Origin of the sequence: Marivivens donghaensis (assembly GCF_011806565.1) — a bacterium.
Taxonomy (GTDB): domain Bacteria; phylum Pseudomonadota; class Alphaproteobacteria; order Rhodobacterales; family Rhodobacteraceae; genus Marivivens; species Marivivens donghaensis_A.
Genome location: NZ_JAATOP010000004.1, coordinates 85,013 through 109,587 on the forward strand (window position 1 = coordinate 85,013; position 24,575 = coordinate 109,587).

22 protein-coding genes are annotated in these 24,575 nt (G+C 60.9%); 14 read left to right on the forward strand and 8 right to left on the reverse strand.

The genetic code is table 11. The features are described from left to right. Positions 1-34 precede the first annotated feature (34 nt). The 3 genes from choV to choX form a co-directional block, all read right to left on the reverse strand. Positions 35-1,048, reverse strand: a complete 1,014-nt coding sequence (choV, locus tag HCZ30_RS07325; protein WP_167637629.1) for a choline ABC transporter ATP-binding protein — start codon at positions 1,046-1,048, stop codon at positions 35-37. Next, positions 1,048-1,908, reverse strand: a complete 861-nt coding sequence (gene choW, locus HCZ30_RS07330) for a choline ABC transporter permease subunit (RefSeq protein ID WP_322743248.1) — start codon at positions 1,906-1,908, stop codon at positions 1,048-1,050. Before choW ends, choV begins: the two co-directional genes overlap by 1 nt. A gap of 97 nt (positions 1,909-2,005) precedes the next feature. Continuing rightward, the gene (gene choX, locus HCZ30_RS07335) at positions 2,006-2,920 is read right to left on the reverse strand and encodes a choline ABC transporter substrate-binding protein (RefSeq protein ID WP_167637630.1); all 915 of its coding nucleotides are present in this window, start codon (positions 2,918-2,920) and stop codon (positions 2,006-2,008) included. Positions 2,921-3,010: 90 nt separating this feature from the next. Here choX and betI point away from each other — a divergent pair, with 90 nt between their 5' ends. From betI to HCZ30_RS07360, 5 genes are all read left to right on the forward strand, one after another. Then, positions 3,011-3,592 (forward strand): choline-binding transcriptional repressor BetI, encoded by a 582-nt coding sequence (gene betI, locus HCZ30_RS07340; RefSeq protein ID WP_246212669.1) that lies wholly within the window; start codon positions 3,011-3,013, stop codon positions 3,590-3,592. Beyond that, complete coding sequence (gene betC, locus HCZ30_RS07345; protein ID WP_167637631.1) at positions 3,589-5,097, forward strand: choline-sulfatase; 1,509 nt, start codon at positions 3,589-3,591, stop codon at positions 5,095-5,097. Before betI ends, betC begins: the two co-directional genes overlap by 4 nt. A 42-nt stretch (positions 5,098-5,139) precedes the next feature. Continuing rightward, positions 5,140-6,600 carry a betaine-aldehyde dehydrogenase gene (betB, locus tag HCZ30_RS07350; RefSeq protein WP_167637632.1) on the forward strand — a complete coding sequence of 487 codons (1,461 nt, stop codon included), beginning with the start codon at positions 5,140-5,142 and terminating at the stop codon, positions 6,598-6,600. 80 nt (positions 6,601-6,680) lie between these two features. Next, positions 6,681-8,339 (forward strand): choline dehydrogenase, encoded by a 1,659-nt coding sequence (betA, locus tag HCZ30_RS07355; protein WP_167637633.1) that lies wholly within the window; start codon positions 6,681-6,683, stop codon positions 8,337-8,339. Positions 8,340-8,446: 107 nt separating this feature from the next. Then, positions 8,447-8,695 carry a YdcH family protein gene (locus tag HCZ30_RS07360; protein ID WP_167637634.1) on the forward strand — a complete coding sequence of 83 codons (249 nt, stop codon included), beginning with the start codon at positions 8,447-8,449 and terminating at the stop codon, positions 8,693-8,695. 24 nt (positions 8,696-8,719) lie between these two features. Here the strand turns inward: HCZ30_RS07360 and HCZ30_RS07365 are convergent, their stop codons facing one another. Both HCZ30_RS07365 and HCZ30_RS07370 read right to left on the reverse strand, forming a co-directional pair. Further along, positions 8,720-10,117 carry a helix-turn-helix domain-containing protein gene (locus HCZ30_RS07365; RefSeq protein WP_167637635.1) on the reverse strand — a complete coding sequence of 466 codons (1,398 nt, stop codon included), beginning with the start codon at positions 10,115-10,117 and terminating at the stop codon, positions 8,720-8,722. A 61-nt stretch (positions 10,118-10,178) separates the two neighbouring features. Continuing rightward, positions 10,179-11,405 carry a multidrug effflux MFS transporter gene (locus tag HCZ30_RS07370; protein ID WP_167637636.1) on the reverse strand — a complete coding sequence of 409 codons (1,227 nt, stop codon included), beginning with the start codon at positions 11,403-11,405 and terminating at the stop codon, positions 10,179-10,181. A gap of 195 nt (positions 11,406-11,600) precedes the next feature. Between HCZ30_RS07370 and HCZ30_RS07375 the strand changes: the two genes are divergently transcribed. The 5 genes from HCZ30_RS07375 to HCZ30_RS07395 all read left to right on the forward strand — a co-directional run bounded on the left by HCZ30_RS07375 (position 11,601) and on the right by HCZ30_RS07395 (position 16,627). After that, positions 11,601-13,133, forward strand: coding sequence for an acyl-CoA carboxylase subunit beta (locus HCZ30_RS07375; RefSeq protein ID WP_167637637.1), 1,533 nt, complete (start codon positions 11,601-11,603; stop codon positions 13,131-13,133). 96 nt (positions 13,134-13,229) lie between these two features. Continuing rightward, positions 13,230-13,565 carry a DUF6497 family protein gene (locus HCZ30_RS07380; RefSeq protein WP_167637638.1) on the forward strand — a complete coding sequence of 112 codons (336 nt, stop codon included), beginning with the start codon at positions 13,230-13,232 and terminating at the stop codon, positions 13,563-13,565. A 79-nt stretch (positions 13,566-13,644) separates the two neighbouring features. After that, positions 13,645-14,034 (forward strand): hypothetical protein, encoded by a 390-nt coding sequence (locus tag HCZ30_RS07385; RefSeq protein ID WP_167637639.1) that lies wholly within the window; start codon positions 13,645-13,647, stop codon positions 14,032-14,034. A 292-nt stretch (positions 14,035-14,326) separates the two neighbouring features. Then, on the forward strand, positions 14,327-14,530 hold the full coding sequence (locus HCZ30_RS07390; RefSeq protein WP_167637640.1) for a hypothetical protein: 204 nt from the start codon (positions 14,327-14,329) through the stop codon (positions 14,528-14,530). A 96-nt stretch (positions 14,531-14,626) separates the two neighbouring features. Next, complete coding sequence (locus tag HCZ30_RS07395; protein ID WP_167637641.1) at positions 14,627-16,627, forward strand: acetyl-CoA carboxylase biotin carboxylase subunit; 2,001 nt, start codon at positions 14,627-14,629, stop codon at positions 16,625-16,627. A 40-nt stretch (positions 16,628-16,667) separates the two neighbouring features. On the opposite strand, the gene HCZ30_RS07400 is transcribed toward HCZ30_RS07395, so the two are convergent. Beyond that, positions 16,668-17,135 (reverse strand): DUF4174 domain-containing protein, encoded by a 468-nt coding sequence (locus HCZ30_RS07400; protein ID WP_167637642.1) that lies wholly within the window; start codon positions 17,133-17,135, stop codon positions 16,668-16,670. Between the two features lie 143 nt (positions 17,136-17,278). Here HCZ30_RS07400 and scpA point away from each other — a divergent pair, with 143 nt between their 5' ends. Then, a complete protein-coding gene (gene scpA, locus HCZ30_RS07405) occupies positions 17,279-19,405 on the forward strand; it encodes a methylmalonyl-CoA mutase (protein ID WP_167637643.1) in 2,127 nt (708 codons plus the stop codon). A 49-nt stretch (positions 19,406-19,454) separates the two neighbouring features. Here the strand turns inward: scpA and nhaA are convergent, their stop codons facing one another. Beyond that, the gene (gene nhaA, locus HCZ30_RS07410) at positions 19,455-20,699 is read right to left on the reverse strand and encodes a Na+/H+ antiporter NhaA (protein ID WP_167637644.1); all 1,245 of its coding nucleotides are present in this window, start codon (positions 20,697-20,699) and stop codon (positions 19,455-19,457) included. A gap of 200 nt (positions 20,700-20,899) precedes the next feature. On the opposite strand from nhaA, the gene HCZ30_RS07415 reads away from it, so the two are divergent. From HCZ30_RS07415 to HCZ30_RS07425, 3 genes are read left to right on the forward strand one after another with little or no spacing between them, the layout of a single operon-like run. After that, positions 20,900-21,583: a molecular chaperone DjiA gene (locus HCZ30_RS07415; protein WP_167637645.1), complete on the forward strand. Its 684-nt coding sequence runs from the start codon at positions 20,900-20,902 to the stop codon at positions 21,581-21,583. Next, on the forward strand, positions 21,580-22,593 hold the full coding sequence (locus tag HCZ30_RS07420) for an endonuclease/exonuclease/phosphatase family protein (RefSeq protein ID WP_167637646.1): 1,014 nt from the start codon (positions 21,580-21,582) through the stop codon (positions 22,591-22,593). Before HCZ30_RS07415 ends, HCZ30_RS07420 begins: the two co-directional genes overlap by 4 nt. 36 nt (positions 22,594-22,629) lie before the next feature. Continuing rightward, on the forward strand, positions 22,630-22,995 hold the full coding sequence (locus HCZ30_RS07425) for a hypothetical protein (protein WP_167637647.1): 366 nt from the start codon (positions 22,630-22,632) through the stop codon (positions 22,993-22,995). On the opposite strand, the gene HCZ30_RS07430 is transcribed toward HCZ30_RS07425, so the two are convergent. Further along, positions 22,992-24,542, reverse strand: coding sequence for a Ppx/GppA family phosphatase (locus tag HCZ30_RS07430; RefSeq protein WP_167637648.1), 1,551 nt, complete (start codon positions 24,540-24,542; stop codon positions 22,992-22,994). The genes HCZ30_RS07425 and HCZ30_RS07430 overlap by 4 nt on opposite strands. Positions 24,543-24,575: the final 33 nt, after the last annotated feature.

Below are 24,575 nucleotides of genomic sequence, written 5' to 3' on the forward strand. Positions count from 1 at the left end.
TTCTTTTCGCTGGTGCCGCTTGCGCGGCAGGCGCTTATTTCGCGAGGCGGGCCAGAAGCGACGTCTCGGTCACGACGCCGATGGGAGCGCCGTTGTCGACGACCATCAGTTCTTTGGACTTCTGAAGCTCCAGCATCACCTTTTTAACCGGCATCTCTGCGTCGACGGGCATGCCGCCGCCGGTGCCTTCGCCCATGACATCACGGGCGGTCAGAACGCCGAGCGGGTTCATGTGGGCGACGAACTCCTGCACGTAGTCATCGACCGGATTGGCGATAATTTCGCGAGCGGTGCCGACCTGAACGATGCGGCCGCCTTCCATCAGAGCGATGCGGTTGCCGATCTTGAACGCTTCATCAAGGTCGTGGGACACAAAGATGATGGTGCGCTTCAGCTTGTCCTGAAGGTCGAGCAGTTCGTCCTGAAGCTTGGCGCGGATGAGCGGGTCGAGCGCGGAGAAGGGCTCGTCCATCAGCAGGATCGGTGCGTCGGTCGCGAACGCACGGGCAAGACCCACACGCTGCTGCATACCGCCGGACAGTTCGCCCACGCGGCGCTCTGCCCAGTCGGACAGACCGACGAGTTCGAGCTGGCGGTCAACGGCGTCCTTGCGCTCGGCCACCGACTGACCGGCAAGTTCGAGGCCGAGGCCCACGTTCTCGCGCACGGTGCGCCACGGCAGAAGGCCGAACTGCTGGAACACCATTGCAACGTGGTTCTGGCGGATCTTGCGCAGCTCTGCGGGCTTTGCGTGGGTGACGTCCACGAGGCCCTTGCCGTCGCTGACGCGAACGGAGCCACGGACGACAGGGTTCAGCGCGTTGACGGCGCGGAGGAGGGTGGACTTGCCCGAGCCGGACAGACCCATGAGAACGAGGATCTCGCCCTCGGCCACGCTGAGGTTACAGTTGTGAACGCCCAGAACCTGACCGGTTGCGGCCTGAATATCTGCGCGCGATTGGCCATCGTCCATCAGCGGCAACGCCTTTTGGGGCGTTTCACCGAAGACGATGGAAACGTTATCGAATTCTACTGCATTCTTGGTCATTACTTGCGCTCCACCCGCAGCATACGGTCGAGAATGATTGCCACAACGACGATCACGAGGCCCGATTCAAAGCCGAGGTCGGTACGGACCTGACCAAGTGCACGGAGCACCGGAACGCCAAGGCCGTTCGCGCCCACGAGCGAGGCGACAACAACCATCGACAGCGACAGCATGATGGTCTGGTTCAGACCGGCCATGATTTGCGGGAATGCGGACGGCAGTTCGACTTTCCACAGAACCTGACGGTTGGTCGCGCCGAAAGCGCGAGCAGCTTCCAGAAGCGGGGTAGGGGTGGTCGAAATGCCGAGGTGGGTCATGCGGATCGAAGCCGGCAGAACAAAGATAACCGTAGCCAGAAGGCCGGGGACCATACCGATGCCGAAGAAAACGATCGCGGGAATGAGGTAAACGAAAGCCGGCAGCGTCTGCATCAGATCGAGTACCGGAGTCATGTACTTGTAAAACTTGGGTTTATGGGCGGCGAAAATACCGAGCGGTACGCCGACGGCCATACAGACTACGCAAGCCGACAGCACGAGTGTGAGGCTTTCGAGCGTGGGTTCCCAGTAGTCTTGGTTGAGGATGAACAGAAATCCGACCAGCACCAGAAGGGCGGTCTTGATGCTCTTTTGAAGGTAGTAGGTCAGGCCGACGAACAGCAGGATAATCACCATCGGGTGCGCCCATTCGAGCACCGACAGAATGCCGTCGATCAGGAATTCCATAACGACTGAAATCCAGTCGAACACGAATTCGAAATTGTCTTGTAGCCAGTCAAAACCTTGTTTCGCGGTCTTACCAACCGGAATCTTGCTGCCAAATTCACCGTCCGACAGCGCACTAAAAAAATCAGTCGCCACGCGTCTCTCCTTGTTGTTCCCGGATCCGGCCTTCTAACACCGGCTTTGGAGAATGAAAAATGGCCCCGCCGAAGCGGGGCCATTTCAGTGGGTCGGATTAGTAGCCGAAGGCTTCCGAAACCGCAGCAGCACCGTCGCCGCCGTCAACGGTCGATACGCCGTCAACCCAAGCCATAACGGTGTCCTGGTTTTCCTGCAGCCAAGCCATGGTTGCTTCGTCCGGATCAGCGCCGTCGTCGAGGATCTGGCCCATGATCAGGTTTTCCATTTCGAGCGAGAACTTGACGTTCGACAGCAGGGTGCCGACGTTCGGGCACTCTTCTGCGTAGCCCTTACGGGTCAGGGTCTTCACGACACCTTCGCCGCCAAAGAACTCTTCACCACCCGGCAGGTAGGACAGTTCGAAGTTGGCGTTCATCGGGTGCGGAGCCCAGCCGAGGAAGACAACGTCTTCGCCCTTGTCGTAAGCGCGCTCGACCTGAGCCAGCATGCCCTGCTCGGAGGACTCGATGACTTCCATGTCGGTGAGGCCGGTGCCGTCTTTTTCGGTCAGCGAAACGAGGTACTGGTTGCCTTCGTTGCCCGGCTCGATGCCGTAGATCTTGCCGTCGAGGCTGTCAGCGAACGAGTTGATGTCGCCGAAGGTCTGGAGACCTTTTTCGTAGGTGTAGGTCGGAACTGCGAGGGTGTAGATGGTGCCCTCGAGGTTGGTAGCCAGTTCGTCGATCTCACCGTTGTCGAGGTACGGCTGGAGAACGCCCTGCTGTGCCGGAATCCATGCGCCGAGGAAGGCGTCGATGTCGTCCGACTCGAGCGATGCGTAGGTCACCGGAACCGAGAGGATTTTCACGTCGACGTCATAGCCCAGAGCTTCGACAACGTGCTTGGTGGTCGAGGTGGTGGTGGTGATGTCGGTCCAGCCAACATCCGAGAAAGTGACGGTGTCGCAGTCAGCAAATGCCGGAGCGGCGGCGACGAGTGCGAGCACGGAAAGTGCACTTTTCATTTTCATTTTGTTTTCCCTGTGTGTAGTTGGTTTTGTTGATTGACGAGTCAATTAACGACCAACATGTTACGAATGGCAAGTAAATTTAGGCGGAAAATGCCCAAACTCGGAATGGAACCTATACGTCGTGCTGCTCTTGTCAAAGCGACTATCGATGAGATCGGTGCCGCAGGCAGCTTGGACGTGACCGTCAGTCAGATCGCGAAGCGGGCTGGCATGTCATCCGCGCTTGCTCATCACTACTTCGGGGGCAAAGAGCAGATTTTTCTTGCTGCTATGCGACATACTCTAGCCGTTTACGCCGCGGAAGTTCGTGGTGCATTGGCTATGGCGTCTGATCCGTTCGAACGGATCGAAGCCATCGTGAGGGCAGGATTCGGTTCTTCGAATTTCCGTCGTGAAGTCATCGCCGCGTGGCTCAACTTTTACGTTCTGGCCCAGCAGTCGACCGAGGCTCGCCGCCTGCTCAACACGTATCAGAAACGCCTACATAGTAATCTCGCGTATAATCTTCGCCCTCTGGTTGGGGGCAGAGCCGACTCGGTCGCCGAACGAATCGGGGGGCTCATCGACGGTCTCTACCTGCGCGAAGTGCTCGGAGATCGCACCGCAAACGGAAACGCCGCTGCTGCACATGTCTTGGCGGTAATTGAATTGGAAATCGGACAGGGACAATGACGAAGCCAAATATTCTCATCATCATGGTGGACCAGCTGACGGGTACTCTGTTTCAGGACGGTCCGGCCGACTGGCTGCACACACCGAACCTGAAAAAGCTGGCGGAGCGTTCCACGCGCTTCCAGAACGCGTACTGCGCGTCGCCGCTCTGTGCTCCGGCCCGAGCCGCCTACATGGCCGGCCAACTGCCGTCGAGCACAAAGGTCTATGACAACGCCGCCGAATTCGCCTCGTCGATCCCGACCTACGCGCACCACCTGCGCCGCGCGGGCTATCAGACCTGTCTTTCGGGCAAGATGCACTTTGTCGGGGCCGACCAGCTTCACGGTTTCGAAGAGCGCCTGACCACCGACATCTATCCTGCCGACTTCGGCTGGACCCCTGATTACCGCAAGCCGGGTGAGCGTATCGACTGGTGGTATCACAACATGGGGTCGGTCACCGGGGCTGGCGTCGCTGAAATCACCAACCAGATGGAGTACGACGACGAGGTTGCCTACAACGCTTGTCGCAAGCTCTATGACCTTGCGCGTGGCCATGATGAACGTCCGTGGTGCCTCACCGTGTCGTTCACCCACCCGCACGACCCCTATGTCGCCCGCAAGAAGTACTGGGACCTCTACGAGGACTGCGAGCATCTGGAACCCGAGGTCGGCCCGATCCCCTACGAGGAGCAGGACCAGCACTCGCAGCGCCTGATGGACAGCACCGACTACAACAACTTCGATCTGTCCGAAGAGAACACCCGCCGCTCGCGCCGCGCGTATTTCGCCAACATCAGCTACATCGACGACAAGGTGGGCGAGTTGCTCGACGTGCTCGAACGCACCCGTCAGGACGCCAGCATCGTGTTCCTCTCGGACCACGGCGATATGCTTGGGGAGCACGGTCTGTGGTTCAAGATGTCCTTCTACGAAGGCTCCTCGCGCATTCCGCTGATGATCTGCGACAAGACCATGGAGCCGGGCCTTGTGACCGATCCGGTTTCGGCCATCGACGTGACCCCGACGCTTTGCGATCTCGCGGGCATCGACATGGGCGAAGTCTCCCCGTGGGTCGACGGCGAAAGCATCGCGCCGCTGGGCCGCGGCGTGGAGCGTACCTCGCCGGTCATGATGGAATACGCGGCAGAGGGGTCCTACGCTCCGCTGATCTCGCTGGTTTCGGGACAGTACAAGTTCAACCAGTGCCAGCTTGACCCCGATCAGCTGTTCGATCTGGAAAAAGACCCGCACGAGCTGAACAACGTCGCCGGTGATCCCGCCTACGCTCAGGTTCTGGCCGATATGAAAGCCAAAGCCGCAGAACGTTGGGATATGGCCCGCTTCGACAACGAAGTGCGTCAGAGCCAGGCGCGTCGCTGGATCGCCTACGAGGCGCTGACCAACGGTAAGTTCACCGCGTGGGACCACCAGCCGATGATGGATGCGTCCAACCGCTACATGCGTAACCACATGGACCTCAACGTCGTTGAAGAGAACCAGCGTTTCCCTCGCGGGGAATGAGCCTAGTTCCTTCGCCTAAAATTCCTCTCGACGGAGATACCAATGCCTTATGATACCCAACCCGTAGCCAGCCATTTCATCGACGGCGAATACGTCGAAGATACCGCTGGTGAAATTAGCGAAGTGATTTACCCCGCCACCGGTGAGGTGATTGCCAAGGTTCACGCCGCAACCCCCGCCATCGTCGACAAGGCACTGGCGGCGGCAGAGCGCGCCCAGAAAGAATGGGCCGCGATGTCGGGCACCGAGCGTGGCCGCGTGCTGCGCCGCGCTGCCGACATTATGCGTGAACGCAACCACGACCTGTCGGTCCTCGAAACCTACGACACCGGCAAGCCGATGTCCGAAACCACCATCGCCGATGCGACTTCGGGCGCCGATGCACTGGAATACTTCGGCGGTCTGGCCGCATCGCTGACGGGCGAGCACATCCCGCTCGCAGGCGGCGATTTCGTCTACACCCGCCGTCAGGCGTTGGGCGTTTGCGTTGGTATCGGCGCATGGAACTACCCGACCCAGATCGCATGCTGGAAGGGCGCACCCGCGCTGGCTTGCGGCAACACGATGGTGTTCAAGCCGTCCGAAGTGACCCCGCTCTGCGCGCTCAAGGTCGCCGAGATCCTCATTGAGGCAGGTGCACCCAATGGCGTTTACAACGTCGTTCAGGGCATGGGCGCTGTCGGCGCCTCGCTCGTCACTGATCCGCGCGTGACCAAGGTCTCGCTCACCGGCTCGGTCCCGACCGGCAAGAAGGTGTACGCCGCCGCTGCTGCCGAAATGAAGCACGTCACGATGGAGCTCGGCGGCAAGTCCCCGATGATCGTCTTCGACGACGCGGACATCGAAAGCGCGATCTCGGGCGCGATCAACGGCAACTTCTACTCGACCGGTCAGGTCTGCTCGAACGGCACCCGCGTGTTCGTGCAGAAGGGCATCAAGGAGAAGTTCCTCGCCCGTCTCGCTGAACGGATGGGTGACGCTGTGATCGGCGATCCGATGGAGATGGAAACCACCATTGGCCCGATGTCCTCCGAACGTCAGCTGAACATTGTCGAAGGCTACATCGCCAAGGGCAAGGAAGAGGGCGCGCGTCTGGTCAAGGGCGGCAACCGCATCGAAAAGGACGGCTACTGGATCGAACCGACCCTGTTCGCCGACGTCACCGATGACATGACCATCGCCCGCGAAGAAATCTTCGGCCCTGTTCTGGCAGTCCTCGATTTTGACACCGAGGAAGAGGTCATGGAACGCGCGAACGCCACCGAATTCGGTCTGGCAGCGGGTGTCTTCACTCAGGACCTTACCCGTGCGCACCGCGTTGTTGCGGGTTTCGAAGCGGGCACTTGCTACATCAACACCTACAACCTCGCTCCGGTCGAAGCTCCCTTCGGCGGCGTAAAGGCTTCGGGTGTCGGCCGCGAGAACTCCAAAGAGGCGATCAATCACTATTCCGAAGTGAAGACCGTCTACGTCTCGATGAACCCCTGCGAAGCGCCGTTCTAAGGCGCTCCGTTCACCGCTGAAGTTGCTTGCGGCTCGGGGAAATCCTGCGCCGCTCAATCCACTCATTTCCGGAGGTCTGCATGCAGGCTGAATATGTCATCGTCGGTGCCGGTAGCGCGGGTTGCGCCATGGCTTACCGCCTGTCCGAAGCAGGCAAGTCGGTCATCCTGATCGAATACGGCGGCACGGATGCAGGTCCCTTCATCCAGATGCCTGCCGCGCTTTCGTACCCCATGAACATGAAAATGTACGACTGGGGTTTCAATTCCGAACCCGAACCGCACCTTGGTGGCCGTGTCATGGCGACTCCGCGCGGCAAGGTCATCGGCGGCTCCTCGTCGATCAATGGCATGATCTACGTGCGCGGCCACGCCAAGGACTTCGACCACTGGGCCGAAAGCGGCGCGCATGGTTGGCGCTACGCCGACGTGCTGCCCTATTACAAGCGCATGGAGCATTGGCATTCGGGCGGTCACGGCGGTGATCCCGAATGGCGCGGCAAGGATGGCCCGCTGCACATCACCCGCGGCCCCCGCAACAACCCGCTGACCCGCGCGTTCGTCGAAGCGGGCCGCGAGGCTGGCTACCCCGTCACGGGCGACTACAACGGTGAGCAGCAGGAAGGTTTCGGCCCGTTCGATGCCACGATCTACCGTGGTCGACGCTGGTCGGCTGCCAATGCCTACCTCAAGCCCGCGATGCAGACGGGCCGCGTGAACCTCGTGCGTGCCATGGCCGAGAAGATCGTGATCAAGGACGGCCGCGCCACCGGTGTTCAGGTCGAACGCGACGGCAAAACCGAAGTGATCGACGCGACCAAAGAGGTCATCATCGCGGCCTCGTCGATCAACTCGCCTAAGCTGCTCATGCTGTCGGGCATCGGTCCGGCCAAGCATCTGGCCGAACACGGCATCGACGTCGTTGCCGACCGTCCGGGCGTGGGTCAGAACCTGCAAGACCACCTTGAAATGTACATCCAGATGGCGGCCACCCAGCCGGTGAGCCTCTATAAATACTGGAACATCTTCATGAAGGGTCTGATCGGTGCGCAGTGGCTATTCACCAAGACCGGCATCGGCGCGTCGAACCAGTTCGAAAGCGCGGCCTTCATCCGTTCGAAGGCCGGTGTCGAATATCCCGACATCCAGTACCACTTCCTGCCGATCGCCGTGCGCTACGACGGCGCGACCGCTGCCGAAGGTCACGGCTTCCAAGCCCACGTCGGCCCGATGCGTTCGCCCTCGCGCGGCGAGATCACTTTGCGTTCGGGCGATCCGAAGGACGCGCCGAAGATCCTCTTCAACTATATGTCCCACGAACAGGACTGGGAGGACTTCCGCACCTGCATCCGCCTTACGCGCGAGATCTTCAAGCAGCCTGCCTTCGCGCCTTACGCGGGCAAGGAAATCCAGCCGGGTGCCGATTGCCAGACCGACGACGAACTGGATGATTTCACCCGCCAGCACGTCGAGTCCGCGTATCACCCCTGCGGTACCTGCAAGATGGGCGACAGGAACGACCCGATGGCCGTTGTCGATCCGGAATGCCGCGTAATCGGTGTAGACGGTCTGCGTGTGGCCGACAGTTCGATCTTCCCGCGCATCACCAACGGCAACCTCAACGCGCCGTCGATCATGACGGGCGAGAAGGCATCGGACCACATTCTTGGCCGCAGCCCTCTGGCTGCCGAAAACGTGGAGCCGTGGATGAACCCGAACTGGGAAACTTCGCAGCGATAAATCAAACGGAACGGCGCCTTCGGGCGCCGTTTCTGACTCAGGTCAATGTGGGCAGGGCGCAGCGGTCCTAATGTTTCCTTGAAACCCATTCAGGAAAGGTCGCGACGATGTCCAACACACCTCACGAACTGCACGAAGAATTTCCGGGTCAGGCTGAACTCATCTCGGCCCGCCGGCTCAAGGACGCCCATTTCGCGAAGCTGACCGACCGCTATCACGAGATTAACCGCGCCATTCACCGTGCCGAAACCAACATCGAGCCGCTGGACGATATGGACTCCATCGAGCTGCGCAAAGAGCGGATGCGGTTGAAGGACGAGATCGCCAAGGCGCTCGGCACCTCCGAGCCAGCATGAGGAAGCGGCCTTCGGGCCGCTTTTTTATTCCACTCGGTAGGGAAGGATGCCCCGTTGGTTCGGGTCCACCGTCAGACGACGTTCAAGCGGCGGGACGGAGCGTTGGTGACAGTCCTTCCGCTCGCAAATCCGGCAGGAAATCCCGATCGGCTCGAAGGCGGCAGCGGTGTCGATGTCCATGTGGTCCGCGTAAACCAGCGCGCGGGCGTGTTTGACTTCGCAGCCAAGGCAGATCGCGAAACGGCGGGTCGGGGCGTGGAACGCGCCACCCGATTTCGTCACGTCCCGCGCAAGGCAGAAGTAGCGCACCCCGTCCGGCGTTTCGGCCAGCTGGCGGTGCCAGCGGTTGGGGCTCTCGAACGCGCGGTGGACGTTCCACAGCGGACACGCGCCGCCATAGCGGGCGAATTGCAGCGTCGTGGCGGAGTGGCGTTTGGTGATCGTACCCGCCGGATCGACGCGCACAAAGAAGAACGGAATCCCCTTCGCACCGGGGCGTTGGAGCGTCGATAGACGGTGCGCGACCTGCTCGACCGAAGTGCCGAAACGGTCGGCCAGGCGTTCCAGATCGTGGCGGGTATCCTGCGCGGCCTCGAGGAACCTCGCGTAGGGCATCAGCGCGGCGCCGGCGAAGTAGTTGGCGAGGCCGAGCTTCGCGATCGCGCGGGCCTCGGCGGACTGGAAACGGCCCAGATCGAGCGTGGCCTCAAGCAGCTGATCCCGAGTCAAAAGAGCCACTTGCAGCATTAACTGAAAGCTTTGCGTCGCCTCGGTCGCGCGGCGGGAGATCACCAGCGACTTGCTGGCGGCATCATAGAAACGTATCGTTTCGGTGTCTTCGAATTTGACGGTGATTTGCCGCCCTTCGAGCGTCTTGATCGCGGACTCCCGCATGGTCAAACCGCCTGACTGCACCGCGAAATGCTCTGCCGCGCGGTCCACGGCGTCGATGTAGTTGTCGCAATAATGGAAGAAGTCGCGGACCTCTTCCCACGGTGACGGTTGCAGGCGCGCATCTTCGCGGCCAAGCGCCTCGTCGAGCGAAGCGAGGCGTTCGTGCGTCTGGCGGTATGCCGCGTGCAGGTCCAGCAGCGCACGGGCCAACGTCGGCGCATTCGAGGCCGCCAGCCGCAGGTCGGCAAGGGCAGGGGCAGCGCCTGTAAATACGGGATCGGCCAGCGCCTCGCGCATGTCAGAGATCAGCCGCGCCTCGTCGCCCGATTGCAGTTCGGTCACGTCGAAGCCGAACTCTTGCGCCAATGAAAGAACGACCGCCGTGGAAATCGGGCGGTTGTTGTTCTCCATCTGGTTCAGATAGGGCAGCGACACGCTGAGCTTTTCGGCGAACGCCTTCTGGGTCAGCCCCAGCCGCCCGCGCAGTTCGCGTAGTTTGACACCGGCATAGAGCTTTTGCGTCGCCATGTTGTCCCTCATCCCTTTTGCAAAGCGACTTTACGTCTTTGCAAAAGGGCGGTGCAAGGGGTCAGATCGCGGCAGAAAGTCCCTGTTGGCGCTCACGCCAGATCACCAGCAGGATCGACACCAGCGATGCCGCCGCGCTGGCCGCCATGATGGAGGCGAGGGTAAAGGCCGCGTTGTCGCCGCTCAGCATGGAACTGGCGAGCGCGGACATCATCGCGCCGCTGCCCATCATGATCGCCGTGGCGAGGCCCGAAGCGGTGCCCGCGATCTCCGGTTTGATCGACAAAGATCCCGTCGTGGCGTTCGGCATGGTGAGCCCGTTACCGAGGCCCATGATCGAGATCATCCCGAAGAACACGAGCGGTGTGTCGTGGCCATGCGACACCAGCGCAGCGGAGATCAGAAGCGAGATCAGCGACAGAATGCAGCCCGCCAGAGACAGCGCGTTGATCCCGTATTTCACCGCGTAGCGTCCCGACAGATAGTTGCCAAAGAAGTAGCCGAGCGCAGGCATCCCGAGCGCGAGTCCAGCATCTCTGGGTGACAGGCTGTAGACGTTCTCGGCCACGTAGGACGCGCCGCCGAGGAGGGCGTAGAACGCGCCCGCGCAGAACGACGTGCAGGCAACATAGCCCCAGAACCGGACTGACTTCAGCAACAGCGGGTACTGCGCAAACTGCTGGCCCATGCTCATGCCTTGCGAGCGGCTGGTCTCGCCCAAGTCCCGATAAGTCAGCGCAAGGATCGCGCCCGCCGAGATGGCGAGGAACACGAAGCTTGCGCGCCAGTCGAACAGCTCATCAAGGCCGCCGCCGATCACGGGGCCGATCATGGGCACGATCGACATGCCCATAGTGACATAGCCGATGCGCGATGCCGCTTGGTCGGTGGGGTAGACGTCACGCACCACCGCGCGGGACAGCGCCATGCAGGACGCAACGCTGGCCTGAATGATGCGGCAAAGCAGGAAGACCCAGATGTTCGGCGCAAAGATCGCGCCGACGGTGCCCAGCACGAACAACGCGAGCGAGCCCAGAATGACAGGGCGGCGTCCTATGCGGTCCGAAAGCGGTCCGATGATCAGCTGAAGGATTGCCGTGCAGAGGAAATATCCCGACACTGCGATCTGCATCACACTGTAAGTGGTGTCGAAATAGGCAGTCATCCCGCTCAGCGAAGGCAGGAAGATCGACATGTTCAGCGCGGACACGCCTGCAAGCAGAACGAGCGTGATTGTTGTGGGCGGTGTGGTACGGTCCAGAAAGCGGACCTCGGGAATCTTGGTCATGTCGTTCGCGTATCGGATTTCGCTCTGTTCCGTCTATCTGCATTCCGGCGGGATAATGTGTGCGCACCGCATTTATTTGCAGTGTTGCAGTTGCAAATTCTCGCTAAGGCAACAGTTTGCAAATTTGCCCTATTTTGCTAGCCGCGCAACTTTATTGCGCTTATGGTCCCGTCAATGTCCTGCGGAGGAAGCCCCATGAAAGATATCCTGCAAGAACTCGAACAGCGCCGCGAAGTTGCGCGTCTGGGTGGCGGTGAAAAGCGGATCGAAGCCCAGCACGCCAAGGGCAAGCTGACGGCCCGCGAGCGGATCGACCTTCTGCTGGACGAAGGCAGCTTCGAAGAATTCGACATGTTCGTCGCCCACCGCTGCACCGATTTCGGGATGGAGAAATCGCGTCCCGCAGGCGACGGCGTTGTGACCGGCTGGGGCACGATCAATGGCCGTCAGGTCTATGTGTTTTCGCAGGACTTTACCGTCTTTGGCGGCTCGCTGTCCGAAACCCACGCCCAGAAGATCTGCAAGATCATGGACATGGCGATGCAGAACGGCGCGCCTGTCATCGGTCTGAACGACTCGGGCGGTGCACGTATTCAGGAAGGCGTCGCGTCGCTCGCCGGTTATGCCGAAGTGTTCCAGCGCAACATCATGGCGTCGGGCGTTGTACCGCAGATCTCTGTCATCATGGGCCCGTGCGCCGGTGGCGCGGTTTATTCGCCCGCGATGACCGACTTCATCTTCATGGTCAAAGACAGCTCCTACATGTTCGTCACCGGCCCTGATGTTGTGAAGACCGTGACCAACGAACAGGTGACGGCAGAGGAACTCGGCGGTGCGTCGACCCACACCAAGAAATCGTCGGTCGCCGACGGCGCGTTCGAGAACGATGTTGAAGCGCTGGCCGAAGTACGCCGCCTTGTCGACTTCCTGCCGCTGAACAACCGCCAGAAGCCGCCGGTCCGTCCGTTCTTCGACGATCCGGCTCGCGTGGACGCCAGCCTCGATACGCTGATCCCCGACAACGCGAACACGCCTTATGACATGAAGGAACTCATTCATAAGATCGGGGACGAGGGCGATTTTTACGAAATTCAGGAAGACTACGCCAAGAACATCATTACCGGCTTCATCCGCATGGAAGGCTCGACCGTTGGTGTTGTCGCGAACCAGCCGATGGTTCTGGCAGGCTGCCTCGACATCGATTCTTCGCGCAAAGCGGCCCGCTTCGTGCGCTTCTGTGATGCGTTTGAAATTCCGATCCTGACGCTGGTCGACGTGCCGGGCTTCCTGCCGGGCACCAGTCAGGAATACGGTGGCGTCATCAAGCACGGCGCAAAACTGCTCTACGCATACGGCGAAGCGACCGTTCCCAAAGTCACTGTCATCACCCGCAAAGCCTACGGCGGCGCATATGACGTGATGGCCTCCAAGCACCTGCGCGGCGATTTCAACTACGCTTGGCCGACCGCTGAAATCGCGGTGATGGGTGCCAAGGGTGCGACCGAGATCCTCTACCGTTCGGAACTGGGCGACAAAGACAAGATCGCCGCCCGCACGAAGGACTACGAGGACCGCTTCGCCAATCCGTTCGTCGCGGCAGAGAAGGGCTTCATCGACGAGGTGATCATGCCCCACTCGACCCGCCGCCGCGTCTGCCGTGCGTTTGCCAGCCTGCGCAACAAGCAGCTGACCAACCCGTGGAAAAAGCACGACAACATTCCGCTCTGACGCGCTGGAGGAGCCAGTCAGAGCAACAAGCGGGGAGCGCTTCGAGCCTCCCCGCACAAATTCAGGGAGAAGACAGTGAAACGGTTCGGAGTTTTCATGGCAGTGGTTTGCGCCACCGCGGCAGGAGCGCAGGACATCGCGCTTCCGTCGGGTGCGTCCGCAACGCTGTTTGAAACGCTCCCCGAAGACACGCTCGTGCGGTTCCGTTTCATGTCGGACGGTCTGGCAGCGGACACGGATTACGATTTGATTGCCGCCGATATGACCGCCCTTTGCGAAACCACAGCGGGGGAGGTGCCAAGCGGCCTGAACCGCGCTGTCGTATCGCTTTCGTCGCAGGCTTTGCCCCTCGGAGCGGTCGCTCCGGAGGTCGTTCAGTTTTTTGAGGCCTACACAATTGAAGACGGTCGGTGCATGTGGGAGCCATTCTGATGACTCTCTTCAATCATGCGAGGCCAATCATGACCTATTCGACGCTGAACGCGCTCACCTTCCGCAAGGAGGCCTTCTGATGCATAAGCACCGTGGCTTCCCTTCGCGCCTTCCGTCCTCGGACTTCCAGTTCACCATCCGCCGCGCCAACCCGCGCGGTGTGACCCCGCTCGTCGCGCGCGAACGTTTCCGCGACCGCCGTCATGCCGACAAAAAGGCGGACGAAGGTTTCATGGCGGCGCTCTGGCACCACTTCGGCGAAGAGCCGTTCGAGCGTGGCAACCTCGATGCGGGCCGTCTGGGCTGGCTGCTGGGCCGTGAGGTCGTGGCTGTCGACAAGGACGCGTTCGACCCCAACGATTATGAAGCGATGCTGCGCATCGACGTCGCCAAAGCGAAGATCAGCTTTCCGGCCGTGTTCGATGAAGGCAGCGACTTCTTCGAAGAGGATGACGAGGAATGGGACTGATCGGCGCGCTTTGGCCGACGTCCTCTGACGCTCGGCAAAATACGGCCCACCCGCAGGGGGGTGAGCAAAATGCCATTGGGACACTGTCCAAGGCGTGCCAACATGTTTCTGCATCCTCGGATGCACACGTTTCCGAACGTTTCCCTTCCACGATCCGGCCTGTTTCTCCAGTTTGCAGGTCGGATCTGTGGATGCGCGCTGGCGGAATGCCGCGCAAAAAAAGTTCCATCACTGCGGAACCCAATGGTTCCCGATACTGTTATCCTTCCAACCATCAGAAGGGTATTTACAGATGTTCAAAGCTACTTGGATTGTCGCCGCAGTCGCAACTCTCGGCCTCTCGGCATGTCTCGACACCGACCTCGAGCGCGGCCTTGCCGGCGCAACCGCTGGCGCTGTCGTCGCTGGCCAGACCAACGTTGATCCGGCAGTCGGCGCAGTCGCTGGCGGCGCAATCGGCGTTACCTGCTCGAACTACTCGTCGGTTTGTAACTGATAAGATTTCGCGTCCTTCGGGACGTCTGACTTCACTTGACCGCCGTAGGGACCATTCCGTCCCTGCGGCGGTTTTGCATTCAAAGGACCCCTGCGCATGTTCAAGAAGATCCTGATCGCCAACCGCGGCGAGATCGCCTGTCGTGTCATCAAGACGGCCCGCAAAATGGGCATCAAGACTGTCGCCGTCTACTCGGACGCCGACAAGAACGCGTTGCATGTGCAGATGGCTGACGAAGCTGTCCACATCGGCCCGCCGCCCGCGAACCAGTCGTACATCGTGATCGACAAGATCATGCAGGCGATCAAGGACACCGGCGCAGAGGCCGTCCATCCGGGGTATGGCTTCCTGTCGGAGAACCCGAAGTTCGCCGAGGCTCTGGAAGCCGCTGGCGTTGCCTTCATCGGCCCGCCGGTCGGCGCGATCGAGGCGATGGGTGACAAAATCACCTCCAAGAAAATCGCGCAGGACGCTCAGGTGAACACCGTTCCGGGTTACATGGGTCTGATCGAGGATGCCGACGAGGCGGTGAAGATCTCGAACCAGATCGGCTATCCGGTGATGATCAAAGCCTCCGCCGGTGGCGGCGGTAAGGGGATGCGCATCGCGTGGAACGACGAAGAGGCCCGCGAAGGTTTCCAGTCCTCCAAGAACGAAGCCGCCAACAGCTTCGGTGATGACCGCATCTTCATCGAAAAGTTCGTCACGCAGCCGCGCCACATCGAAATTCAGGTCCTCGCCGACCAGCACGGCAACGCGGTGTATCTGCACGAGCGCGAATGCTCGATCCAGCGCCGTAACCAGAAGGTTGTGGAAGAGGCTCCGTCGCCATTCCTCGATGAAGCCACCCGCAAAGCCATGGGCGAGCAATCCGTCGCGCTGGCCAAGGCCGTGGGTTACGCCTCTGCCGGTACCGTCGAATTCATCGTCGATGGCGACCGCAACTTCTACTTCCTCGAAATGAACACCCGCCTTCAGGTGGAACACCCCGTCACCGAACTGATCACCGGCATCGACCTTGTCGAGCAGATGATCCGCGTCGCCAACGGTGAGACCCTGCCGTTCAAGCAGGAAGACCTGAAGATCAACGGCTGGGCCATCGAGAACCGCCTCTATGCCGAAGACCCGTACCGCAACTTCCTGCCGTCCATCGGCCGCCTGACCCGCTACCGTCCCCCCGTCGAGGGCCAGACCCAGACCGGCGGCATCGTGCGCAACGATACCGGCGTCTACGAAGGGGGCGAGATCAGCATGTACTACGACCCGATGATCGCAAAGCTCTGCACGTGGGGTGAAACCCGCGCCGATGCGATCGAGGAAATGCGCGTGGCGCTCGACACGTTCGAAGTCGAAGGCATCGGTCACAACCTGCCGTTCGTCGCGGCCGTGATGGATCACGAGCGTTTCACCTCGGGCAATATGACAACCGCGTTCATCGCTGAGGAATACCCCGAGGGCTTCGATGGCGTGACGTTGCCTGATGCTGATCTGGTGAAGGTCGCAGCCGCCGCTGCCGCCATGAACCGCGTTGCCGAAATCCGCCGCACCCGCGTGTCGGGCCGCATGAGCAACCACGAGCGCCGCGTTGGCACCGAATGGCACGTCGCTGTTCAGGGGCAGGAGTTCGTGCTCGACATCGACGCTGACAAGGACGGCTCGAACGTCACGATCAACGGCAAAACCATGCGTGTCGAAAGCGACTGGACGCCGGGCGATAGCCTTGCCCGTCTGTCGGTCGGCGGTGAAAGCCTCGTTCTGAAGGTCGAAAAGATCACGCAGGGCTTCCGCATCCGTCTGCGCGGCGCCGACCTCAAGGTCCACGTTCGCACCCCGCGTCAGGCCGAACTGGCCAAGCTGATGCCGGAGAAACTGCCGCCAGATACCTCGAAGCTGCTGCTCTGCCCGATGCCGGGTCTGATCGTGAAGATCAACGTCGAGGTCGGCGACGAGGTTCAGGAAGGGCAGGCGCTCTGCACCGTCGAGGCGATGAAGATGGAAAACATCCTTCGCGCCGAACGTCGCGGTGTGGTCAAGCAGGTCAACGCCGCAGCGGGCGACAGCCTCGCCGTGGACGACGTGATCATCGAATTCGAGTGATCGGGCAGGGCGGACATATCACGGGCCCGCTCCGGCGGGCTTACCGCCCGATGCGGACCGAGCCTGCTTCCTGCATACGCAGCGGGGAGCGGTCGATGGTCCGTGTGATCTCGTGCACTTCCCACGGTGCGGGCTTGCGCAAGGCAACGCGCCCGTCCTTGTCGATCAGCACCATCGCAAACCCATGCGGGCGGAGTTTCGACCGCAAGGCGCTGCGTTCGTCCGGTTCGGCATCGGTCACAACGATCACATCGCGCTCCGCCAGCTCGCCCATGTCTTCGAGCAGCAGCGCCACCTGTTCCTGGTACTGCGGGTCGAACGTGGTTTCGGCAAAGACGACCACGATCCGCGCGCGCCACATCAGCGCATCGGGATCGACGTCTGCTGCGTCGAAGATCTGCAACGGATTTTCCTGCCACTGTTCCAGCAGCGGCGGGTCCTGCACGTCCTGTGCCGAGGCAAAGGCGGGCAAAGCGCAACAAAGTGCAAGCGCGAGTAAGTGCTTCATACCTCTCAATATAGGCATCTTAGTGCCGGACGCTAAGAGGGCAAATTCCCTTTTGGTGCGACAAATTTCGCAAACCGCCCCAACCGGCGGTCTGACTTTGCATTTGCGGCGCAACCTGCGCCCCTGTTCACGGAGGACGGAGAATGGGTAACAAGGATACTTGGGCCGCAATGGCCGAAAAGGAACTCAAGGGCCGTTCGCCGGACGATCTGGTGTGGAACACGCTTGAGGGCATCGCGGTCAAACCGCTCTACACGTCCGAAGACACCGAGGGCCTTGAGCACCTCGGCTCTATGCCAGGCGAAGCGCCGTTCACCCGCGGCCCCCGCGCGACCATGTACGCTGGCCGTCCGTGGACGATCCGCCAGTACGCGGGCTTCTCGACCGCCGAGGAATCGAACGCCTTCTACCGCAAGGCGCTGGCCGCAGGTCAGCAGGGTGTGTCGGTCGCCTTCGACCTCGCGACCCACCGCGGCTACGACAGCGACCACCCGCGCGTCGAAGGTGACGTGGGTAAGGCGGGCGTTGCCATCGACAGCGTCGAGGACATGAAGATCCTCTTCGACGGCATCCCGCTCGACCAGATTTCGGTCTCCATGACCATGAACGGCGCGGTCATTCCGATCCTCGCGAACTTCATCGTCACCGGCGAAGAGCAGGGCGTTGATCGCAGCCTGCTGTCCGGCACGATCCAGAACGACATCCTCAAGGAGTTCATGGTCCGCAACACCTACGTCTATCCGCCCGAAGCCTCGATGCGGATCATTGCGGACATCATCGAATACACCTCGAACGAGATGCCGAAGTTCAACTCGATCTCGATTTCCGGCTATCACATGCAGGAAGCGGGCGCGAACCTCGTGCAGGAGCTTGCCTACACGCTGGCCGATGGCCGTGAATACGTCCGCACCGCGATTGCAGCAGGTATGGACGTGGACAAGTTCGCACCGCGCCTGTCGTTCTTCTTTGCCATCGGCATGAACTTCTTCATGGAAGCGGCCAAACTGCGCGCAGCCCGTTTGCTGTGGCACCGCATCATGTCGGAGTTCAATCCGCAGAAGCCGGGTTCGTCGATGCTCCGCACGCACTGCCAGACCTCGGGCGTGTCGCTTCAGGAACAGGACCCTTACAACAACGTGGTCCGTACCGCTTACGAGGCGATGGCCGCCGCGCTGGGCGGCACCCAGTCGCTGCACACCAACGCGCTGGACGAGGCGATTGCGCTGCCGACCGAATTTTCGGCCCGCATCGCCCGCAACACCCAGCTGATCCTGCAAGAAGAGACCGGCGTCACCAACGTCGTCGATCCGCTGGCGGGTTCCTACTACGTCGAAAGCCTCACCGCGCAGCTGGCCGAAGAGGCTTGGAAGCTGATCGAAGAGGTCGAGGAAATGGGCGGCATGACCAAGGCCGTTGCCTCGGGTATGCCCAAGCTCCGCATCGAGGAAAGCGCCGCCAAGCGTCAGGCCATGATCGACCGTGGTGACGAAGTGATCGTCGGCGTGAACAAGTATCGCCTCGCCAAGGAAGAGCCGATCGACATCCTAGACATCGACAACCGCGCCGTTCGCGAAGCGCAGGTCGCCCGTATCGAGCGCACCCGTGCGAACCGCGACGAGGCCGCATGTCAGGCCACTCTCGAAGAACTGACCCGCCGCGCCAAGGAAGGCGGCAATCTGCTCGAGGCTGCCGTCGACGCCGCCCTTGCCCGTGCCACCGTGGGAGAAATCAGCATGGCAATGGAGAAGGAATTCGGTCGTCACCGCGCCGAGGTCAAAACCCTCGCTGGTGTTTACGGTGCAGCTTACGAAGGCGACGAAGGTTTCGCCGCGATCCAGAAATCGGTCGAAGCCTTTGCCGAAGAAGAAGGCCGCCGCCCGCGTATGCTCGTGGTCAAGATGGGGCAGGACGGTCACGACCGCGGCGCCAAGGTTATCGCCACCGCCTTTGCCGACATCGGCTTCGACGTTGACGTCGGCCCGCTATTCCAGACCCCCGCAGAGGCCGCGCAGGACGCCATCGACAACGACGTCCACGTCGTCGGCATTTCTTCGCAGGCCGCAGGTCACAAGACGCTGGCACCGCAGCTTGTGCAGGCGCTCAAGGACGCTGGCGCTGACGATATCATCGTTATCTGCGGCGGCGTGATCCCGCAGCAGGACTACCAGTTCCTCTATGACAGCGGCGTCAAAGCGATCTTCGGCCCGGGGACCAACATTCCCAAAGCGGCGGAGGATATCCTCCAGATCATCCGCGACACCCGCGCCTAACAAAAAAGCCCCGCCAGATCGGCGGGGCTTTTCGTTTCAGGGCAGGTCGTTATTGGCTGCCGCCTTGGATAACGGGGCTTTCTTTGACGTCAGCTGCCGCATGAGGATCAGCGCGGTCGGCCTTTTCGGCCTTGGCCACCGGAACACTGCGCAGAACGATGTAGCCGGTGATGGCCGACAGGATCGAACCTGCAAGCACGCCGATACGAACCTCGTTCATGTAGACGCTGCCGTCACCGAAGCTCAGGCCACCGATGAATAGGGACATCGTGAAACCGATACCCGCAAGACAGCTCACACCGTAGATGTGGCGCCACGTGACACCGTAGGGCAGCTTCGCGATACCCGTTTTCACCAAAATCCACGTTATGCCGAAGACACCGATCTTCTTACCGAAGTAGAGGCCCAGCACGATACCGATCACGACGGGCGAGAAGACCTGATCCCAAGTGATACCCGTCAGCACGACGCCAGCATTGGCGAAGGCAAAGATCGGAACGATCAGGAAGAAGACGTAATCGGACAGCGAGTCCTCGACCGCGTGAAGCGGCGACTTGCCGTATTTGTCCTTCAGCGGAATGAAGAACGCGGTAATGACACCGGCCAGCGTTGCGTGAACGCCCGACTTCAGCACGAAAATCCACAGGATAATGCCGAGCAGAATGGACGGCGCGACGCGGTGGTAGCCCTTCCAGTTGCGGTACCACAGACCAGCCAGCGGCAGCAGCGCGAGGAACAGGTAATCGACCTTCAGGTCGGCCGTGTAGAACATCGCGATGATGAGGATTGCACCGAGGTCATCGAGGATCGCGAGCGTCAGCAGGAACACCTTCAGCGCCGCAGGAATGCGGTTACCGAGGAGCGCCATCACACCGACAGCAAATGCGATGTCGGTCGCGGCGGGGATCGCCCAGCCGTGGACCGTTTCGGGGTTGGACCAGTTGATGATCGCGTAAATCAGCGAAGGCACCGCCATACCGCCGACAGCCGCGGCACCCGGAAGGATGACATCACGCGGGTTCTTCAGCTTTCCTTCCAGCATCTCGCGTTTGAGTTCGAGGCCGATAAGGAAGAAGAAAATTGCCATCAAGCCGTCGTTGATCCATAATATCAACGCCTTTTCAATGCCTTCACCGCCGAATGTTACGGCGAAATATGTGTTGAGAATTCCGTGGTAGGTGTCCGTCAGCGCAGAGTTGGCGACGATCAGCGCAAGCACGGCCGAAACCATTAAGACGATACCGCCTGCCGCGTCGTGGCGGAAAAAACGGTCGAGTGCAGAAGCAAGTGACATAAGTATCCGGTCGTTTGTGTGATCTATCGTAGTGACTTATGCGTGAGCCTCTCGTCATCAATAGGTGATCTTGGGAACTTCGTCGCATCTACGCACAAAAACCGTGGAAATCTGGGTGATTTAGCTCTTTCATGTGACGAGAGGTCGCGTCAAAAAGACGTCTCTGGTAATTAGCTGAACTGAATGGTGTAGATATCGTCATGTCGATCTGGTCCCGCATTGCTGACGCCATTTCCGCGCTTCGCCACGGCGAAGGGCTGGCTGCGGTGTTCGACAAGCTACGCAACCCGCCGGAAAAGTCCGTCGGCTTTGCGATTGCGGTCATCGCGCTGGGGGCCAAGATGGCCAAGGCCGACGGTCTCGTGACCCGCGACGAGGTCACGGCCTTCCGCGAGGTATTTGCGATCAATCAGGCGGATGAGGCGAACGCGGCCAAGGTCTTCAACCTCGCCCGTCAGGACGTTGCCGGATTCGAGGACTCCGCCCGCCGCATCGCCCGCATGTTTCAGGACGACGCCCAGCCGCTCCGCGATTTGATGGAGGGTCTCTTCCACATCGCGATGGCCGACGGCGAATACCACGACGCCGAGGACCAGTTCCTGCGCAGCGTGGCCGAGATTTTCGGCTTCGACGAACGCTGTTTCCGCGTGATCCGCGCCCGTTTCGTCGATGATGCCGAGCGTGATCCCTACGACGTGCTCGGCGTGACCCCGCAGACCCCGATTGCCGACATCCGCAAGGCGTGGCGCAACGCTGTCCGCGACAACCACCCTGACCGGATGCTCGCCCGCGGCGTTCCGCAGGAAGCGATCAAACTGGCCGAACGCCGTCTCATCGACGTCAACCGCGCGTGGGAAGAGATCAACGACAAAGCCGCCGCATGAGGTTTGCCACCTATAACGTCGAGTGGTTCAACAACCTCTTCGACAATGCTGGCAACATGCTGGACGACGACCGCTGGTCGGGTCGCTACAACGTCAAACGGAACCGCCAGCTTGCCGCTATTGCCAGTGTTTTCAAGGCAATGGACGCCGATGCAATCATGCTGATCGAAGCGCCGGACGAGAACCGCCGCCGCTCCACCGTTCGTGCGCTCGAGGGCTTCGCCGCGCACTACGGACTGCGCACGAGCAAGGCTCTCCTCGGGTTCGAGAACGACACGCAGCAGGAAATCGCGCTGCTCTACGATCCCGCCGCGATCACGGTTACCCACGATCCGCAGGGCGAACTGGATGATCCCAAAGCACCGCGTTTTGACGGGGCGTTCAGCTTCGACCTCGATACCGACGCGCATCCCGAACTGGTCACTTGGTCCAAACCGCCCTTGGAAATCGCGGCGACGGTGCCTTCGGGCCGGAAGCTCCGGTTGATCGGCGTTCACGCCAAATCGAAAGCCCCGCACGGTGCGCGGAACGAGGCCGAGGCCATACGCATCGCGATCGAGAACCGCCGAAAGCAGCTTGCCCAGTGCGTCTGGCTCCGCCGCCGCGTCGATCAAGTACTGGCGGCAGGCGACGACCTCATTGTCATGGGCGATTTCAACGACGGTCCGGGGCTGGACGAGTACGAAAAACTCTTCGGCCATTCAGGGATCGAGGTCGTTCTGGGCGAGGGCGATAGCATTCCGCTCTACGATCCTCACGCCAAAATGGCGCTGAGCAGGCGGGTAGGGGCGCTGCCCTCCACCTCGCGGTTCAAGATCGGGCCGGACGGCACCTACCTACAGGCGCTGCTCGACTATATCATGATTTCGCCCGAACTGACCAAAGCAATCCCGCGCTGGCGCATCTGGCACCCGTTCGACAACCCTGCCTGTTTCGACGATCCCGAACTGCGCGAGGCGCTGATTGACGCCTCCGACCATTTCCCCGTGACCATCGATCTCGATTTGTGATTTGGCGCCGCGGATCGGTACCCTATATCGCAGGTTATGAAACGCTTTATCGCCATACTCGCCACGACCGCCGTCCTTGCCGTTCCGGCCCACGCCGCCGATGACGAGGAGATGTCCGACGGCCTCAGTCTCATCGACCAGGGTGCGCGTCTGTTCTTTCGCGGACTGATGAACGAAATGGAGCCCGCGATCAGCGATCTACAGGCGCTGGGCGACGAATTCGGACCCAAAATGGCCGAACTGGTCAACGAAATGGGGCCGGCGCTTTCGGAAATGCTCGACCGGATCGACGACATCCGTAACTACGAAGCGCCCGAAGTGCTGCCGAACGGCGACATCATCATCCGCCGCCGCCCCGACGCGACCCCGTGGGAGCCGCGTGAGGACGATATCGAGCTTTAAGCCTTCTGGAATTTGACGCTGACGTTGGCCGCGTCCATCGCTTTGCCGAGGCTCTTGAGCCGCGATTGCGGGACCTCGCCCCACATGCTTTCGGCTTCTTTCGACAGCACCAGTTCAAGGTCGCGCTTTTTCGGGCGCCACTTCAGCTCGCCAACCTGCTCGTCGCCGTGCAGCCAAAGCATCGCGCCCAGACGCAGCGCACGGCCAAGGATCTTGGCCTCGCGGATCTGGTCTTCGTCCAGCAGCTTCATCATCGGTTCGAGCCGCGATCCCTGGATTTTGCCCGCGTAACGGTGGAACAGCGCGAGGCCGAGGTACACGCGGTCCTCGTGCTTGAGCCCGCCGAGGTTCGCGCGGGTCGCGTTATCGAACGCCACCTCATCGCGGTAATCGGGGTGGGCGCGCCATGACACGTCATGCAGCAGCGTCGCAGCCTTGATGATCCGCTGTTTCTGCCAGTTGGCATTCGGGAACAGGGGCGTGACGAAATCATAAAGGATCTTGCCGAAACCGGGCAGGCGAGCGTCTTTGGCCTCCACAAAACGGCTTGCTTCGATGAGCGGGTCACGTTCGCGCAGTTCCGCGGGCATCTGTTCGTAGAGCATCCCTTCGCGAATACCGTAGGCCGAAATGGTGATGTCCTTGGGTTTGAACACGCGCACCAGTTCCTTAAGAACCACGGTAGCGAAAGGCACCAACGTCATACGGTCGTTCGAAATCCCGCAGCGGTCACGCAGATCGTCGAGATTGGCCGAGTTGATGTAATCCGTCGTCGTGGAAATGCTGCGCGAGGTCATGCGGTATTCGTGCATGACCAGTAGGGGATAGCCCCGCCGTTCCATATCCACGCGGCCGATCGCACGCCACGAACCGCCCACAAGGAACAGGCGCATCCCCGTCTGGTTGTCCATCTTGTCGTGCAGGTCAGCGATGACCTCTTTGACGTAGGCTTTGAGGTCTTTCTTATTCGTGAAGTTGTTCAGCTTCAGCGGACCGAGCGGCGAGGTCACGCGCTTGCCCACCTCACCGTCGCGCAGGTTCGCAAGCTCCATCGAGGAGCCGCCGATATCACACACGAGGCCGTAAGACCCCGGCCAGCCGAGCAAAACGCCCTGCGCCGACAGGCGGGCTTCTTCTTCGCCGTCGATGACGTGCAGCTTCACGCCGGTTTTCTCCAGCACCTCGCGGCAGAACTCGGGGCCATCTTCGGCTTCGCGGACGGCAGCGGTCGCCACGGTGGCGAGCGGCGATACGCCCATATTCTTGGCCAGTGCCGCGAAACGGGCGATTGCCTCGACCGCGCGCTTGCGGCCTTCGGGGTTCAAGCGACCCGATTCCTTGAGGCCCGAGCCGAGGCCGGCCATGACTTTTTCGTTGTGAAAATACGCAGGGCTCCGCGCCGCGCCGTCAAAGACGACCATACGCACAGAGTTCGAACCAACGTCCAGAACGCCAACTTTTGCGAGGCTGTCGCGAACTTCGGGGTCATCGAACAGCGGTCTGCCAAACGGTCCCCACTCCTCGTCGGCATTGGCGGTATCTGTCATACAGGCCCTCTAAAGTCGGTCATTCCAGAAGGA

Excerpts from the sequence above, each read along its gene's own strand:
- choV (WP_167637629.1), bottom strand. The coding sequence starts at position 1,048 with ATGACCAAGAATGCAGTAGAATTCGATAACGTTTCCATCGTCTTCGGT.
- choX (WP_167637630.1), bottom strand. The coding sequence starts at position 2,920 with ATGAAAATGAAAAGTGCACTTTCCGTGCTCGCACTCGTCGCCGCCGCT.
- betI (WP_246212669.1), top strand. The coding sequence starts at position 3,011 with ATGCCCAAACTCGGAATGGAACCTATACGTCGTGCTGCTCTTGTCAAA.
- betC (WP_167637631.1), top strand. The coding sequence starts at position 3,589 with ATGACGAAGCCAAATATTCTCATCATCATGGTGGACCAGCTGACGGGT.
- betB (WP_167637632.1), top strand. The coding sequence starts at position 5,140 with ATGCCTTATGATACCCAACCCGTAGCCAGCCATTTCATCGACGGCGAA.
- betA (WP_167637633.1), top strand. The coding sequence starts at position 6,681 with ATGCAGGCTGAATATGTCATCGTCGGTGCCGGTAGCGCGGGTTGCGCC.
- HCZ30_RS07360 (WP_167637634.1), top strand. The coding sequence starts at position 8,447 with ATGTCCAACACACCTCACGAACTGCACGAAGAATTTCCGGGTCAGGCT.
- HCZ30_RS07365 (WP_167637635.1), bottom strand. The coding sequence starts at position 10,117 with ATGGCGACGCAAAAGCTCTATGCCGGTGTCAAACTACGCGAACTGCGC.
- HCZ30_RS07370 (WP_167637636.1), bottom strand. The coding sequence starts at position 11,405 with ATGACCAAGATTCCCGAGGTCCGCTTTCTGGACCGTACCACACCGCCC.
- HCZ30_RS07375 (WP_167637637.1), top strand. The coding sequence starts at position 11,601 with ATGAAAGATATCCTGCAAGAACTCGAACAGCGCCGCGAAGTTGCGCGT.
- HCZ30_RS07380 (WP_167637638.1), top strand. The coding sequence starts at position 13,230 with ATGGCAGTGGTTTGCGCCACCGCGGCAGGAGCGCAGGACATCGCGCTT.
- HCZ30_RS07385 (WP_167637639.1), top strand. The coding sequence starts at position 13,645 with ATGCATAAGCACCGTGGCTTCCCTTCGCGCCTTCCGTCCTCGGACTTC.
- HCZ30_RS07390 (WP_167637640.1), top strand. The coding sequence starts at position 14,327 with ATGTTCAAAGCTACTTGGATTGTCGCCGCAGTCGCAACTCTCGGCCTC.
- HCZ30_RS07395 (WP_167637641.1), top strand. The coding sequence starts at position 14,627 with ATGTTCAAGAAGATCCTGATCGCCAACCGCGGCGAGATCGCCTGTCGT.
- HCZ30_RS07400 (WP_167637642.1), bottom strand. The coding sequence starts at position 17,135 with ATGAAGCACTTACTCGCGCTTGCACTTTGTTGCGCTTTGCCCGCCTTT.
- scpA (WP_167637643.1), top strand. The coding sequence starts at position 17,279 with ATGGGTAACAAGGATACTTGGGCCGCAATGGCCGAAAAGGAACTCAAG.
- nhaA (WP_167637644.1), bottom strand. The coding sequence starts at position 20,699 with ATGTCACTTGCTTCTGCACTCGACCGTTTTTTCCGCCACGACGCGGCA.
- HCZ30_RS07415 (WP_167637645.1), top strand. The coding sequence starts at position 20,900 with ATGTCGATCTGGTCCCGCATTGCTGACGCCATTTCCGCGCTTCGCCAC.
- HCZ30_RS07420 (WP_167637646.1), top strand. The coding sequence starts at position 21,580 with ATGAGGTTTGCCACCTATAACGTCGAGTGGTTCAACAACCTCTTCGAC.
- HCZ30_RS07425 (WP_167637647.1), top strand. The coding sequence starts at position 22,630 with ATGAAACGCTTTATCGCCATACTCGCCACGACCGCCGTCCTTGCCGTT.
- HCZ30_RS07430 (WP_167637648.1), bottom strand. The coding sequence starts at position 24,542 with ATGACAGATACCGCCAATGCCGACGAGGAGTGGGGACCGTTTGGCAGA.